This window comes from Aeromonas sp. JL9, assembly GCF_024436075.1.
Taxonomy (GTDB): Bacteria; Pseudomonadota; Gammaproteobacteria; order Enterobacterales; family Aeromonadaceae; genus Aeromonas; species Aeromonas veronii.
In genome coordinates this window covers 1-14,694 of the sequence record NZ_JANFNV010000033.1, presented here as the reverse complement: position 1 = coordinate 14,694, position 14,694 = coordinate 1, and the positions used below count along the sequence as shown (strand labels likewise).

At 59.3% G+C, this 14,694-nt stretch carries 12 protein-coding genes and 1 pseudogene; 6 read left to right on the top strand and 7 right to left on the bottom strand.

Annotation, left to right across the window (positions count from 1 at the left end; genetic code table 11):
* The first annotated feature begins 162 nt into the window (after positions 1 to 162).
* Positions 163 to 1,490 (top strand): annotated as a pseudogene (locus tag NOM06_RS17885) (IS4 family transposase).
* Positions 1,491 to 1,549: 59 nt separating this feature from the next.
* Here the strand turns inward: NOM06_RS17885 and NOM06_RS17880 are convergent.
* The 6 genes from NOM06_RS17880 to NOM06_RS17855 form a co-directional block, all read right to left on the bottom strand.
* A complete protein-coding gene (locus tag NOM06_RS17880; protein WP_255912611.1) occupies positions 1,550 to 3,025 on the bottom strand; it encodes a YfcC family protein in 1,476 nt (491 codons plus the stop codon).
* A 162-nt stretch (positions 3,026 to 3,187) separates the two neighbouring features.
* Positions 3,188 to 4,381 carry an enoyl-ACP reductase FabV gene (gene fabV / locus NOM06_RS17875; protein WP_108541956.1) on the bottom strand — a complete coding sequence of 398 codons (1,194 nt, stop codon included), beginning with the start codon at positions 4,379 to 4,381 and terminating at the stop codon, positions 3,188 to 3,190.
* Positions 4,382 to 4,531: 150 nt separating this feature from the next.
* Positions 4,532 to 5,119, bottom strand: coding sequence for a histidine phosphatase family protein (locus NOM06_RS17870; protein WP_255912610.1), 588 nt, complete (start codon positions 5,117 to 5,119; stop codon positions 4,532 to 4,534).
* Positions 5,120 to 5,273: 154 nt separating this feature from the next.
* On the bottom strand, positions 5,274 to 5,927 hold the full coding sequence (locus NOM06_RS17865; RefSeq protein WP_255912609.1) for a PAS domain-containing protein: 654 nt from the start codon (positions 5,925 to 5,927) through the stop codon (positions 5,274 to 5,276).
* Positions 5,928 to 5,991: 64 nt separating this feature from the next.
* Positions 5,992 to 7,281: a serine dehydratase subunit alpha family protein gene (locus NOM06_RS17860; protein WP_255912608.1), complete on the bottom strand. Its 1,290-nt coding sequence runs from the start codon at positions 7,279 to 7,281 to the stop codon at positions 5,992 to 5,994.
* Between the two features lie 22 nt (positions 7,282 to 7,303).
* Positions 7,304 to 7,687: a Rid family detoxifying hydrolase gene (locus tag NOM06_RS17855; protein ID WP_019445949.1), complete on the bottom strand. Its 384-nt coding sequence runs from the start codon at positions 7,685 to 7,687 to the stop codon at positions 7,304 to 7,306.
* Positions 7,688 to 7,938: 251 nt separating this feature from the next.
* Between NOM06_RS17855 and NOM06_RS17850 the strand changes: the two genes are divergently transcribed.
* The 3 genes from NOM06_RS17850 to NOM06_RS17840 all read left to right on the top strand — a co-directional run bounded on the left by NOM06_RS17850 (position 7,939) and on the right by NOM06_RS17840 (position 11,999).
* Positions 7,939 to 9,234 carry an amino acid permease gene (locus tag NOM06_RS17850; protein ID WP_255912607.1) on the top strand — a complete coding sequence of 432 codons (1,296 nt, stop codon included), beginning with the start codon at positions 7,939 to 7,941 and terminating at the stop codon, positions 9,232 to 9,234.
* A gap of 197 nt (positions 9,235 to 9,431) precedes the next feature.
* Positions 9,432 to 11,438, top strand: a complete 2,007-nt coding sequence (locus NOM06_RS17845; protein WP_255912606.1) for a methyl-accepting chemotaxis protein — start codon at positions 9,432 to 9,434, stop codon at positions 11,436 to 11,438.
* Positions 11,439 to 11,705: 267 nt separating this feature from the next.
* Positions 11,706 to 11,999, top strand: a complete 294-nt coding sequence (locus NOM06_RS17840; protein ID WP_042054618.1) for a hypothetical protein — start codon at positions 11,706 to 11,708, stop codon at positions 11,997 to 11,999.
* Between the two features lie 73 nt (positions 12,000 to 12,072).
* Here the strand turns inward: NOM06_RS17840 and NOM06_RS17835 are convergent, their stop codons facing one another.
* On the bottom strand, positions 12,073 to 12,261 hold the full coding sequence (locus NOM06_RS17835; RefSeq protein WP_179902131.1) for a hypothetical protein: 189 nt from the start codon (positions 12,259 to 12,261) through the stop codon (positions 12,073 to 12,075).
* A gap of 235 nt (positions 12,262 to 12,496) precedes the next feature.
* Here NOM06_RS17835 and NOM06_RS17830 point away from each other — a divergent pair, with 235 nt between their 5' ends.
* Positions 12,497 to 14,494, top strand: a complete 1,998-nt coding sequence (locus tag NOM06_RS17830; RefSeq protein WP_255912604.1) for an alkyl/aryl-sulfatase — start codon at positions 12,497 to 12,499, stop codon at positions 14,492 to 14,494.
* Entirely contained in the window at positions 14,491 to 14,685 is a 195-nt protein-coding gene (locus NOM06_RS17825; protein ID WP_255912603.1) for a hypothetical protein, read from the top strand. The genes NOM06_RS17830 and NOM06_RS17825 overlap by 4 nt, the downstream gene beginning before the upstream one ends.
* Positions 14,686 to 14,694 lie beyond the last annotated feature (9 nt).

Here is a 14,694-nt window from a genome sequence, read left to right as displayed (position 1 = left end):
CCCGCAAGGGCCTTTCTTGTTGGTTAGCTGATACGGTATATGGCTTATACCTGATGAAAGTAAAAAGGCTCCCGCGGGTAATGCCGATAAGTTAAGGATCCATTGACCGCTCCTTCTGCTGTGTGAAAATCCGAAACCTGTTGATTGGTTTCGGATTTTTTTATGCGTATCGCCCAGGCTCTCGACTTCCTCCACGCCAGCAATGCAGCTCAGTTTGAGTCACTCTCAGACCTCATTGCTCCTGAGCTCATCACCACTCTGCTCGCCGAAGAGGATGTCGCGACCCTGCGTCGCCGCCGTATGCCCATGGAGCGTCTGGTCTGGGCCATTATCGGCATGGCTATCTTCCGCCAAGTCCCCATGACCCAGCTGGTCAATCAGCTTGATATCCTGTTGCCCGGCGACCGCCCCTTCGTCGCCCCCAGCGCCTTTCTGCAAGCTCGCCAAAAACTGGGGGACAAGAGCATCGAGCGGCTGTTTCACGAGACCGCCTCTCTCTGGCACCAGCAGGCCAATCATCCGGGTTGGGCCGGGCTGCAACTGCTCGCCGTTGATGGCGTGATGTGGCGCACACCCGATACCCCGGACAATGCCGCCGAGTTTGCCAAACCCGGCACCCAGCATGGCGAGACCACCTATCCGCAGGTGCGCATGCTTTGCCAGATGGAGCTGACCAGTCACCTACTTGTGCAGGCCGTCATGGAGAGCTGCGCCGTCAACGAGATGGTGTTGGCCGAGCAACTCATCGCGCGTACACCGGACCACTCGCTCACCCTGTTCGACAAGGGGTTTTACTCCCTCGGCTTGCTCCACGCATGGCAGAGTGCGGGCGTTGAGCGGCACTGGCTGCTGCCACTCAAAAAAGGCACGCAATACGAGGTGGTGCGCAAGCTGGGGCGTCAGGATGTGCTGGTGCGTCTCAAAACCAGTCCACAGGCGAGGAAGAAGTGGCCGCACCTGCCAGAGACACTAGAAGCCCGCTTACTGACCCGCACCATCAACGGCAAAGAGCGGCAAGTGCTGACCTCGATGGTCGACCCGATGCGCTTTGTGGGCGCCGATATCGTCGACTTGTATGGTCATCGTTGGGAAATCGAGTTGGGCTATCGGGAGATGAAGCACAGCCTGCAACAGCACCGGCTGACCCTGCGCAGCAAGAAGGCGGCGGGGATACGGCAAGAGCTGTGGGGTGTGTTGTTGGCATATAACCTGCTGCGCAGCCAGATGGTAAAGATGGCGGCGAGTCTGAAGGGATACACGGCGAGCCAGCTGAGTTTTCACATGGCGTCGGTCTATCTTATCCATGAACTGAGCTGCATGCCGTACCTGTCACCGGGGAGTATTCCGAAGCGGGTGGCAGAGCTGGAGAAACAGGCGGGGCAGTTTGTATTACCGGAGCGAAGGGAGCGAAGTTACCCCCCAGTGTGAAGGCAAGACCACAAAAGTATGCGGTGCAAAAAGCCAATAAAAACAATGCCAGTCAGGCTTAACTGACTGGCATTAGGCTCCCGCGGGAGCCTTTTTGTTATCTGTGGTTTTATCCGTGCCATCAGCCGTGCAGCAGGGCACCGGCCACCAGCACCGCCATGGTGATGAGAGCCACCCCGATGATGAAGGGCAGCACCCAGCGCACGAAGCGATCGTAGGGGATCTTGGCGAGCGCCAGACCCGCCACCAGATGGGCAGCGGTGGGGGCAAACAGGTTGATCCAGCCGGAGGCGGACTGATAGGCGGTGATCACCAGATCCCGGGAGATGCCGGAGAAGTCCGCCAGCGGCCCCATCAGCGGCATGGAGACGGTCGCCAGCCCCGAGGTAGACGGGATGAAGAAGCTCAGGATGATGTGCACCAGATAGGCCATCAGGATGAAGACCGACGAGGAGAGTCCAGTCACCAGCCCTTCGGCCCAGTGCAAGATGGTGTCGATGATGACGCCCTGCTCCATCACCACATAGATGCCGCGCGCCACCGCCACCACCAAGGCCACCCCGATAAGATCCCGAGCGCCGCTCAGGAAGGTCGCAACGTAGTTGGACTCCGGCATCCGGTTGATCAGCGCGATCAGGATGGAGGCGCTGAAGAACAGGGTAGAGAGCTCGTCAAACCACCAGCCAAAGGTGGGCAGCACATCGATCCCCAAATCCGACCAGGGCACCACCGCATAGATCATCAGCAGGAAGGTGCCGAAGAATACCAGCATGGTAAGCTTCTGCTTGCCGGTGAAGGCGAGGTTGCCGCTCTTCATCTGGGAGAACTCGTCGTCATAGACAATATCGGCCAGCACGGAGCGGGACTTGTCCTGCTGCAACTGCTTGGCGTAGCGCATCACGAACCAGGAGGCGAAGATCACCAGCAGCAGCCACTGGATGACCCGCAGGCCAATCCCCTCACCGATGGGAATGCCGGCAAAACCGGAGGCAATACCGGTAGCAAACGGGTTAACGGTGGAGGCGAGCACCCCGACCCCGGAGCCGAGCAGAATGATCCCCGCCGCCACCATGCGATCGAAGCCCGCCGCCATCATCACCGGCACGATCAGCGCCCAGAAGGCCACCGTCTCCTCCGCCATGCCGAAGGTGGAGCCGCCGAGGGCAAACAGGGCGATCAGCACCGGGATAAGCAACCGCTCACGGCCGGCAAAGCCGCGCACAATGGCCCCCACCCCGGCATCGAGCGCACCGCTTTGCATGGTCACAGCAAGAAAACCACCGATGATGAGCACGAACAGCGCCACGTCGGCCGCCTTGTGAAAGCCCTGAATGGGGGCCTTGAGCACCTCGAACACTCCTTGCGGGTGGGCGGGTAACTCGGTGTAGCTGCCAGGCACCGGCAACAGCCGCTCGTCGCCGCTGTAATCGGCCACGGCCGCTGCCGCAACCGGCTGCTGGGTCTTGGCGGTGACATAGTCATATTTGCCCGCTGGCAGCACCCAGGTGAGGGCGGCCATCAGGGCGATGATGATGAAAAGCAGGGTATAAACTGTGGGGAGTTGGCGCTTCTTGGGCGCCTCGTTTGGAGTGGTCATAGCTTCCGTACCTCGGCAATGCCGTCTGTGATCCGATCAGCGCAAGACTAGCGGGTTTGATATGGGAAAAAGGTGATCGCTGATAATAAAATTCCGCAAATTAGCGGAATGCTTGCCAAAAAAACAGGGCCCCGCGGGGCCCTGTTTTCACTTGAGTCAGACTCAGAGCTCGACCACGTCGAATTTCACATCCGGATTTACATCCGCATCGTAATCGACCTCGTCCAGACCGAAACCGAACAGGCGCAGGAACTCCTGCTTGTAGCCGGTGTAGTCAGTCAGCTCGGAAAGATTCTCGCTGGTGATAGATGGCCACAGGTCGCGGCAGGTCTGCTGCACATCTTCACGCAGTTCCCAGTCATCCATGCGGATGCGAGCCTGATCGTCCAGCGCCATGTCAGACGCGTAGAGACGGGTGCGCATCATGCGATCCACCTGCTCCATGCACCCCTCGTGAATACCCTTCTCCTTCATGATCTTGAAGGCCATGGAGATATAGAGCGGCATCACCGGAATGGCGGAAGAAGCCTGAGTCACCACGGATTTGAGCACGGCCACGTGAGCGGTACCGCCCTTGGCAGCCAGATCGCCACGGATGGCGGTGGCGGCGCGATCCAGATCTTCCTTGGCGCGGCCCAGAGTGCCATGCCAGTAGATTGGCCAGGTCAGATCGGTACCGATGTAGGAGTAGGCCACGGACTTGGCGCCGTCAGCCAGCACGCCGGCATCACGCAGGGCAGCCATCCACAGCTCCCAATCCTGACCGCCCATCACTGTGATGGTGTTCTGGATCTCTTCCTCGTTAGCCGGCTCGACGGTGGCGGTGATGATCTGGTCCTTGTTGGTATCGATGGCGGTGGTGGTGTAGACCTCACCGATCGGTTTGAGGGCAGAGCGCACCACTTCGCCGGTTTCCGGCATCTTGCGCACCGGAGAGGCCAGGGAGTAGACCACCAGATCAATCTGACCCAAATCCTGCTTGATGAGCTCGATCACCTTGGCGCGGCACTCGTTGGAGAAGGCATCGCCGTTGACGCTCTTGGCGTAGAGGCCCGCCTCTTTGGCTGCCTTGTCGAAGGCGGCAGAGTTGTACCAGCCGGCGGTACCGGTCTTGGACTCGGTGCCCGCTTTTTCAAAGAAGACGCCGAGGGTGGCGGCGCCGCTACCGAAGGCAGCCGCAATCCGGGAGGCCAGGCCATAACCGGTGGAAGCGCCGATCACCAGCACCTTCTTGGGGCCATTCTCGATGGTGCCCTTGGCCTTGGTATAAGCGATCTGGCGACGAACATTGGCTTCACAACCGACCGGATGAGTGGTGGTGCAGATAAAGCCGCGAACCTTGGGTTTGATGATCATATGGGGTCTCGGATCCGTTTAATGGATGAAATCGGGGCATAAGATACCTCATCTTGCCGCGATAAGGTGCTCTGATGTGTTGAACTGCGGCAAAAATGGGCATCCGAAGGTGGCAATCATGGTCCATGCCATGGTGCCACCTCACGGCAACTAGCAGGCAATGCGGGTGATGTGGCCATCCTGCAGCTTATAGAAGGCATCTTGCGGCAACTCCTGTGACCAGGTCGCCTCATAGTCGAGATCGGCATAGACGCCACGTAGCATGGCACCGAGCAGACCGTGGGAGATGACGATGGCCCGCTCGGTGATGGCGGGATCCTGCAACCACTGGTGTGCCCGGCGCTGAATGCTCTCGAAGCTCTCGGCCCCCGGTGCCTGCAGATACCAGTCCCCTTTGCCGGTATCAAGCTCGGGGTGGGCAAGACGCAGCGCCGGTATCTGGCAGCTCTCCCACTCCCCCATCCCCAGCTCCATTAACCGGTCGTCCCAGACGATGCGCTCTGCCGCCAACCCCAACTGCTCGCACACCAGCAGCGCAGTCTGGCGAGCACGGCCGAGCGGGCTGGCATAGACGGTCCAGCGGGCGGGTTCCGCCAGTTCGCCAGCAAGCCGCCGCCCCATGGCGATGGCTTGCGCCTCCCCCTTGTCGGTCAGATCGGAGTTGCAACGCCCCTGCAGACGCTGCTCGGCATTGAAGCGGGTCTGGCCGTGGCGCAGCAGATAGATGAGTCGAGACATGATTTCTCCAGCACGTTCAGAGAGATAGAAAAATAAAGGGGGAAGATGATAGCAGATGAGCCCGAACGATGACCCACACAGAGAGGCTAAAGCGGGCGTAAAAAACGGGTCAAGGCTGACCCGTTTGCTGCTAATTTGGCCAGATTAAACCGGCTCAGCCCTTCTTGATCTCCCGCAGATAGCGGTAGATGGAGTGGACCGAGATGCCGAGCTGGCGCGCGGCGATCTGGGCACTGTCTTTAAGCTCGAAGATCCCCATGTCGTGCAGCTGATTGACGATGACCCGTGTCTTCTGGGACGGGGGCACCGCCTCGTTGCCGCGCACCTCGGCACTGACGGTGTCGATGGTGCTGTTGAGCGCCTCGTCGATGTTGCGGGCGAACACCTCCGGGGTGGCATGGCTCTCGTGGGGATGCATGCACTCCGGCATCATGGTCCGCAGCACGGATTGCAGCGGGGCATCCATGTCGCTGTTGATACAGAGCAACCCGATGGCCCTGTGCTCCCCGTTGCGGATCACGGTCGTGATGGAGCGCAGCGTCTTGCCGGTGGCGCACTTGGTCATGTAGGGGCTGGAGATATCCTGCCCGCTCTTGAGCTTCATCATCGCCAGATTGGTGATGGGGGCGCCGACACTGCGGCCGGTGATATGGCCGTTGGCAATCTTGACGATCGAGGGATTGCGCGCATCCAGACTGTGGAGCAGCACTTCGGTGTGCGGGCCATACATGGCGGCGATGCCATCCACTATGTTCTCCATCGACTTGAGGATCTCAAAATCGCTCGGACTCAACTCTTGCAGCTTCACAATGGGACCTTCTTGCAAGGGTTGCTGCCGGACAATGGGCACCGGGCAGCAACCGACAGGGACATCAGGCGGACATGATATCAATAATGGTGCTGTCTGTGGCAGACATGCCCTCCTTCACCATCTGGCCGACGTTGCGGATGGTCTGATCCACGTCGCCGGCGACGATCCCCTGCCCCGACACTGAGTGGCTGTTGAGGGCCATCAGGAAACCGCGCACCGCCGCACCGGAGGAGGTACTCACCTTCATGGCGCAGGAGGCCTTCGCCCCGTCGCACACCATGCCGGCACTGTCGCTCAGCACGTTCTGGATGGCGAAGCAGGATTGCTCGAAGCTGCCACCCGCCAGATAGACCATGGCCATGGAGGCAGCCGCGCTGGTCACGGTATTGCCACAGAATGCCGACAGCGGCGGATAGTGGGACTTGATATAGATGGCCCCCAGATGGCTCATTATGAGGGCGCGAGCCAGCTGCTCTTCGCTGGCCGCAAAGCGCTCGGCAATCACCATCACCGGAATGGTGGCGGCAATGCCCTGGTTGCCGCTGCCGAAGTTGCTCATGGCTGGCAGGGTCGCCCCCCCCATCCGGGCATCGGAGGCAGCCGCCGTCATCATCACGATGCGGTTCATTACATCCTCGCCGATAAGACCGGCATTGATGTTCTGCTGCATGGTGCGCCCGATCTCGAGACCATAGGGGTTGTTCATCCCCTCGGCAGAGAGCTTGCCGTTGAGCTCGGAGGCTTTGAGGATGAACCGGATCTGCTCGAACTCCACCTGGGTGGCGAACTCGTAGATGGCGGCGATGCTGATATCGACGCCATCGCAGATGGAACCGGTGGCACCGCCTTGGCTCTGATCGGCGGTGAAGGTCATCTCGCCATCGCGGCGCTGCTCGACGATGCGGGTATGACCGCCGCACAGGGTCACTTCGGCGCTGTGCTCTTCACCCTTGTCATCAGTGCCATAAACGGTCACGCGGCAGAAGATAAACTCGGGGGCGGCGGTGCGGCTCACCTGCACCTTGCCGGCATCGATCATCTGCTGGGCACGATCCACCTGTTCTGGCTGGATCGCGGCCAGCACCTCCAGCCCGGCATCGGCGTTGCCGCCGATGGCACCGGCCGCGGCCGCAATGGCCAGACCGATCTTGCCGGTGCCCGGCACATAAACACCCATCGAGTTTTTATAGAGATTGTCCGACACCACAACCTCGAGGCGACCGGGCTCACAGCCCAGTTGCCGGGTGGCGACCGCTGCGGCATAGGCGGCGGCGATTGGCTCGGTACAACCCAGCGCTGGTTTGACAACCTGTTGAATAATCTGCAGATACTGCTGCCACGCTTGTTTCATCACTTGAACCTTTTTATCAGCATTAACGAGCGATATGGGCGATCGCTTCCACTTCAACCTTGACGCCCATCGGCAGATCCTTCACTGCGAAGCAGCTGCGCGCCGGACAATCTTTCTGGAAATAGGCTTTATAGACCTCGTTGAACGCGGCAAAATCGCTGATCTCGGCGAGGTAGCAGGTGGTTTTGAGCACGGTATCCAGCGAGCCGCCAGCGGCTTCCAGCACGGATTTCAGGTTTTCCAGTGACTGGCGGGTCTGGTCGGCAATGCCCCCTTCCACCACACCACCCTGCTGCTTGCAGACCGGCAACTGACCGGAGGTAAAGATGAGGTCGCCATAGGCAGTGCCGTGGCTGTAGGGACCGATAGCGTCAGGTGCCGCTGCTGCTGTGATGATGCGTTTCATATAGCCACTCCTGTTTGTGCAATTTTTTTTGCAATCATGAATCTCATTCCGTTCAACATTATTTGCTTTTTATTTTATCCATTCAACAAAAAGATACAAAAATGGCGTTTAAAGGCACCTTTCGGCCTCAATATAAACCGTGATCACCATCCTGATTTGAACAAAAGTACTCTTATGGGCATTGTTTATGACAGTTTTATTCAACTATATTTGCGCCGCTTTCCCACATCCCTACAAAAAAGAAGGTTTTAATGGACGCGCATAGCACTACACTCGCCAGCCCCGTGATGGGCACGCTGGAATGGAAAGAAGCGGTTCGCTTCGACAGCACCGACTGGGGCTGGATCATCATGAGCATCGGCATGGCCATCGGCGCGGGGATCGTCTTCCTGCCGGTACAGGTGGGTCTGATGGGCTTGTGGGTCTTTCTGCTCTCGGCTGTGATCGGCTACCCCGCCATGTACATGTTCCAGCGCCTCTTTATCAACACCCTGGCCACTTCGCCGGAGTGCAAGGATTACCCCAGCGTCATTACCGGCTACCTTGGCAAGAACTGGGGTGTGCTGCTCGGCGCGCTCTACTTCGTGATGCTGGTGATCTGGGTCTTCGTCTACTCCACCGCCATCACCAATGACAGCGCCTCCTTCCTGCAGAGCTTCGGCGTCACCGACGGCCTGCTCTCCGAAAACCCGCTCTACGGTCTGGTGCTGATCTGCGGTCTGGTGGCACTGGCGTCGCGCGGCGAAAACCTGCTGTTCAAGATCTCCACCTTTATGGTGCTGACCAAGATCAGCGTGGTGGCCGTGCTCGGCCTTATGATGGTGGACAAGTGGGATGCGGCAAACATCACCGCCATGCCCACCGCCGGTGACTGGATGAAGGATGCCATCATCATGCTCCCCTTTACCCTCACCTCCATCCTCTTTATCCAGAGCCTGAGCCCCATGGTGATCTCCTACCGCTCGCGGGAAAAGTCGCTGGAAGTGGCCCGCTTCAAGGCGATGCGCGCCATGAATATCGCCTTCGGCATCCTGTTTGTGGTGGTGTTCTTCTACGCGGTCTCCTTTACCCTGGCCATGGGCCACGATCAGGCGGTCAAAGCCTCCGAGGAGAATATCTCCGCGCTGGCGATGGTAGCCCAGGGGATGCCCGGCCAGACCCTCAAGCTCCTGAGCCTGACCCTCAATATCTTTGCGGTAATGACCGCCTACTTCGGCGTTTATCTCGGTTTCCGTGAAGCCTGTCAGGGTCTGGCGATGAACCTGCTGCGCCGCGTCATGCCGGAAAACCGCATCAACAAAGGATTGGTGGGCAAAGGGATCATGGTGTTCACCGTCATGCTCTCCTGGGGTGCCATCGTGCTCAACGCACCGGTACTGAGCTTCACCTCCATCTGCAGCCCCATCTTCGGCATGGTGGGTTGCCTCATACCGGCCTATCTGGTTTATCAGGTACCGGCGCTGCACAAGTACAAGGGCACTTCTCTTTACATCATCATCGTCACCGGCCTGCTGCTCTGCGTCTCGCCCTTCCTGGCGTTCAACTGACGGTTGCAGGCGGATATCCCCTTATCGACCACGGGTCACCTTCGGGTGGCCCGTTTTCTATTGGTGCGGCTGACCGCGCCCGGAAGTAAAAAGCCAAGGGGATCACAACTTGCAACCGGCCATCACCCAAGGGAGGCCGCTCGGAGTACTATTCAGGCAACACGAATCACGCCCGCACTCAGGTATCGAGGCTTAACATGAAATGGATTTTCAACCCCGCCATCCGGCTGGGCAATCAGCTCTCCTTCAAATACAAATTTCTGCTCTGGTCCTGTCTGATGCTGCTGCCGCTGGCCTACAGCATGGCCAATCTGCTCGGACGGCTGCAGGATGACAACGTCCAGGCCAACCGCGAGCTGGCGGGAGTGGCTAATCTCACCCCCGTGCCCGCTATCGAGCAAGCCCTGCTCACCCATCGCAATCTGGTAACCCGTCACGCCTATGAAGTGGATCCGGTCGGTGACGATCAGGTCAAGGAAGCCGCACAAGCCGTTGATCAGAGCCTGCAAGCCTTTGCCGACACCCGCCAGAACAACCCCTCCTTTGAGGTGATCCAGCAGGGCTGGGCCGCCCTGCAGAGTGAAGCGGGCAAGCTGGAAGTGGAGCAGAGCAACCTGCACCACGACAAGCTGCTGACCGAGGTGCGCCACCTCTACAAGCACATTACCGCCAGTAGCAGCCTGATCCAGGATCCGGCGCTCGGTACCTACTACATGGTGATCCTCGCCAGCGAGCGGTTGCCGCAGCTGCGCGACCTGCTGGCTCAGGTGCGGGATCGCGCCGCCACCATCGCCGATTTCGGCCTGTTTCAGGCAGAGGGCTACAGCGGCCTGCGTTTTCGTCTCGACCTTATCAGCGCCACTCTGCAAGAGCTGGAGGCCGATCTGACCCTGCTCTACCAGATTGAACCGGCCTACCGCGCCGAGCTGGGTCAGCAGACCGATGCTCTGATACAGCTGGTGCGTCAGGGGGTCGAGACCATGGAAAACAAGATGATGAAGGATCAGCTGGTGCAACTCTCCACCAAGGAGGTGCAGGCACTGGGGGATAAGATGGACGAGGCCATCACCGCACTGGCAGGCCAGGTACGCCAGCGGCTGGAGGCCGATCTGCGTCAGCGGCTGGCCGCCAACCAGCGTCACTTCTGGTGGGTCACCGCACCTCTGACCGCCAGCTTGCTGCTCTACCTCTACCTGATGATCGGCGCCTATCTCTCCCTGCGCGAAACCGTGGCGCGAGTGCGTGATATCGCCGCCCGGGTCAACGCCCAGGATCTCAGCCAGCATATCGAGATCGTTGGTCAGGACGAACTGGCCGCCATCAGCCGGGATTACAACGTGACCCTGGAGACCCTGCGCACCCTGATGCTGCGAGTGCGGGAAAATGGCGTCACCGTGGTGGAGAGCGCCACCGACATCGAAGCCCGCACCTGCCGCTCGCAGGAGGTCATTGCCGATCAGCAAGGGGAGACCCATCAGGTCGCTACCGCCATCAAGGAGCTGGCCGCCACCTCACAAGACATGGCGGGCAACGCCCTGCAAGCGGCCCGCATGACCCAGGAGGCGCAGAACGTGGTCGGTCAGGGCGAGGATGTGGTGGAGCGCACCATCAAGGCCATCGACCATATCAACCGCGAAGTGCTGCGCACCGCCGACACCATCGGCCAACTGGAGCAGCAGTGCAGCCAGATTGGCGGCGTCATCAGCGTGATCCGCGGTATCGCCGAACAGACCAACCTGCTCGCCCTCAACGCCGCCATCGAAGCGGCCCGGGCCGGTGAGCAGGGTCGCGGCTTTGCGGTGGTGGCCGACGAGGTGCGCTCTCTTGCCAACCGCACCCAGGGGGCTACCGTCGAGATCCAGCAGATGATTGAACAGCTGCAATCCGGCGCTCGCGCCTCGGTCACCGCCATGTCGGCGGCCAGCCATGAAGCGCAGGAGGGGGTCGGGCTGGCGCAGGAGGCAAAACAGGCTTTCGGCGCCATCACCGAGAAGGTGGATCGGATGGTCGATACCAACGCCATCATCGCCAGCGCCATCGAGCAGCAGGGCACCGTGGTCAACGAGATCGAACGCAACGTGGTGCGCATCTCTGATGGCAGCGACGAGGCGCTGCAAGTGGCCAACGCCGCCCGCGATGCCGCCCGCCAGATCCACCAGCTCACCGAACAGCTGCGCGCCATGGTACAGAGCTTCGTGCTGTAACAGAGCGCTGACAAGCCGGGCTCAACGTGAGCCCGCCATTATCTCGGTCTCGCCCCTGCCCACAACATCTCGGTTGCACGGATCATCCAGAAAATCTCTGCGACCCACTTGCCGGGCAAACGCCAACAAAGTAGTCTCGAACGAAAACAAAATGCGGCATTCCCGACACGCACGGTCTGCGACGTCGAGGCAAGCAAGCCGCCTGCGAGCCACAGATTAAAACCAGCGTCACGTCATCTATCACCCGCTTCAAGCGAGGATTTACCCATGGCCAGATACCAGTTTTTTACCATTCCGGCGTCCAATCGGCAGCAATACACCTTTATCGACATGGCATCTCCGACTTTTCTGAGTGAAAAGGCGGCACTGCTGACCCAAGGATTCGAGGTGGAGGAGGACTTTATTGACGCGACCAGTCCACGGGAGGCCGTCGAGAAGTACCAATCCAATTTTCTCTATGTGGCGGATGAGATAGGCAAGTCCGATAGCAGCTACGCCGCGGCCGTCGCCATGCTGGAGATTGGCAAGGGGTTATTGGGCAATAAAACCCGCCGAGATTAGGTGCAGCGGTAAAGAGTGGTGGCCATCGTGGCAACGCGCCCGATGGCCATATGGCAAGACATCAATTCGGTAGTCAGAAGTGCCCCAGCTGCTGGAGCATCTCGATCAACTCCTCTTCGCTGCTCGGCTCATAGGCCAGCTGAAGGCTCGGCGCAGCGCCTCCCATCAGCATGTAGACGTTGGTGCTGCAGTGGTCGTAGTGATACCACTTACCGTCGATACAGACGTCGGTATAGCATCTCGGGTCCCTTTTCAGTTCCATATGCACATCCTTTTGTTGCATCCCATCAACATCACTCCTGACCGTAAGACAACCCGCTGCGACCTATCTTGATACAGATCAAGATGTGCAACGGCTGTGCTCCTGCGGACGCAATTCCCGCAGTTTTCCTCCCGGATGGCGTTGTGTAGCGCAAGTCCTCCTTTCTTCTCTTCCCTGACTTGAGCCTGACTACACTGAGCCCTGTCGACCCACACCACCATCTGGAGTCATACCGATGAAACCGAGGCTTTCCACCCCCACGATTTTCTCGCTTTTGCTCTGTGGCACACTGCTTATGCAACCTGCTCTTGTGCAGTCGGCCAAGGCCGCCATCGACCCCAAGCCTGCCAGCGAATTTACCATCAAGGCAAACCAGCAGGTGCTCAATACCCTGCCCTTCAATGACAAGCAGGATTTCGAGGATGCCCAGCGTGGCTTTATCGCCAAACCGGAGACCCTGACCATCAAGGATGACAAGGGCAACGTGGTGTGGGATCTGGAGCAATACAAGACCTACATCGGCCTCGACAAGGCCGCGCCGGAGACCGTCAACCCCAGCCTGTGGCGCAATGCCCAGCTCAACATGCAGTACGGCTTGTTCAAGGTCACCGACAAGATTTACCAAATTCGCGGCTTTGATCTCTCCAACATCACCTTTATCGAAGGCAACAAGGGATGGGTGGTGTTCGATCCGCTGATCTCCCCGCAAACCGCCAAGGCGGCGCTGGCCTTCATCAACAAGACCCAAGGGGAGCGCCCGGTCACTGCGGTGGTCTACAGCCACTCCCACGTGGATCACTACGGCGGTGCCGCCGGTCTGTTCAACTCGCTGGACGAGGTGAAAAAGAACGGCGTCGAGATCATCGCGCCGGAAGGATTTACCGAACACGCGGTGTCGGAGAACGTCATCGCCGGCAATGCCATGGCCCGCCGCGCCGTCTACATGTACGGTGCCCTGCTGCCGCGCAACCCGCAGGGGGGCGTCAATGGCGGTCTGGGGCAAACCACCTCCACCGGCGTGCCCTCGCTGCTGCTGCCGACCCGCTTTATCACCAAAACCGGTGAAACGCTGACGGTCGATGGCGTCAAGATGGTCTTCCAGATGACTCCAGGCACCGAAGCCCCGGCCGAGATGAACACCTGGTTCCCGGACAGCAAAGCATTGTGGATGGCCGAAAACACCACCAACACCATGCACAACATCCTCACCCTGCGCGGCGCCCAGGTGCGCGATGCGCTGAAGTGGGCCAGCTTTCTCAACGAGACCATTGAAACCTGGGGTGATCAGGCCGAAGTCAAGTTCCAGAGCCACCACTGGCCACGCTGGGGCAATGCCAATATCGTCGACTATTTCAAAAAGCAGCGGGATCTCTACAAATACATCCACGATCAGTCGGTGCGCCTGATGAACATGGGCTACACCGGCGAGGAGATCTCCGAGCAGATCACCCTCCCCCCCGAGCTCAACGACTTCTGGCCGAACCGCGGTTATTACGGCACCCTGCGCCACAACAGCCGCGCCATCTATCAGCGCTATATGGGCTGGTACTCCGGCAACCCCTCCGATCTCGACAACCTGCCCCCAGAAATGGTCGGCCCCAAATATATCGAGTTTATGGGGGGCGAGCAGGAGGTGCTGAAAAAGGCCAAGGCCTCGTTCGACAAGGGGGAATATCGCTGGGTAGCAGAAGTGCTCAAGCATCTGGTGTTTGCCAACCCGAACAACACAGAGGGCAAGCTGCTGCTGGCAGATGCACTGGAGCAGCTGGGCTATCAGGCTGAATCCGGCCCGTGGCGCTCCGTCTATCTGCAAGGCGCCTATGAGCTGCGCAATGGCGTTCCTAATGTTGGCGGAACAGTCACCGCCTCACCGGACACCATCCGGGCCATGAGCCCCAGCATGCTGTTTGACTATCTCTCGGTGCGCATTAACCCCGAGAAAGTGGCGGGCAAGAAGATGGTCATCAACATGGCGTTCACCGACATCGGGGAGAAACATACCCTGAGTCTGGAGAACTCGGTGCTCAACCACACAACCCGCTATGCCGCCAAGCCTGATGTGACCATTACCCTGAGCAAGAAGACGCTGGATGATATCCAGCTCGGTCAGGGCACCATGGAGCAGAAGATCGCCAACGGCGAGATCAAGATCGAGGGTGATCAGCAGACGTTCAGCGACTTCATCAGCCTGCTCGACAAGTTCAACTTCTGGTTCAACATAGTGACGCCATGATGCAACGCACCTTGCGCGCATGCATGGTCCTGCTCTGCCTCATCCCCGGGATGGGGCAGAGCTGTGGTTATGATGCCCTTTATCCCAATCCGTTCGAACAGAGCTGGCCTGGCACGGTCAATATGCATATTCCGGCCGATCATGAACACCGATTCCGGTTCAACGTGAACACCATTTCCGGACCAATGTGAACGCTCATT

Coding starts and splice junctions, on each gene's coding strand:
- NOM06_RS17880 (WP_255912611.1), bottom strand. CDS start 3,025: ATGACCACTCCAAACGAGGCGCCCAAGAAGCGCCAACTCCCCACAGTT.
- fabV (WP_108541956.1), bottom strand. CDS start 4,381: ATGATCATCAAACCCAAGGTTCGCGGCTTTATCTGCACCACCACTCAT.
- NOM06_RS17870 (WP_255912610.1), bottom strand. CDS start 5,119: ATGTCTCGACTCATCTATCTGCTGCGCCACGGCCAGACCCGCTTCAAT.
- NOM06_RS17860 (WP_255912608.1), bottom strand. CDS start 7,281: ATGAAACAAGCGTGGCAGCAGTATCTGCAGATTATTCAACAGGTTGTC.
- NOM06_RS17855 (WP_019445949.1), bottom strand. CDS start 7,687: ATGAAACGCATCATCACAGCAGCAGCGGCACCTGACGCTATCGGTCCC.
- NOM06_RS17850 (WP_255912607.1), top strand. CDS start 7,939: ATGGACGCGCATAGCACTACACTCGCCAGCCCCGTGATGGGCACGCTG.
- NOM06_RS17845 (WP_255912606.1), top strand. CDS start 9,432: ATGAAATGGATTTTCAACCCCGCCATCCGGCTGGGCAATCAGCTCTCC.
- NOM06_RS17840 (WP_042054618.1), top strand. CDS start 11,706: ATGGCCAGATACCAGTTTTTTACCATTCCGGCGTCCAATCGGCAGCAA.
- NOM06_RS17835 (WP_179902131.1), bottom strand. CDS start 12,261: ATGGAACTGAAAAGGGACCCGAGATGCTATACCGACGTCTGTATCGAC.
- NOM06_RS17830 (WP_255912604.1), top strand. CDS start 12,497: ATGAAACCGAGGCTTTCCACCCCCACGATTTTCTCGCTTTTGCTCTGT.
- NOM06_RS17825 (WP_255912603.1), top strand. CDS start 14,491: ATGATGCAACGCACCTTGCGCGCATGCATGGTCCTGCTCTGCCTCATC.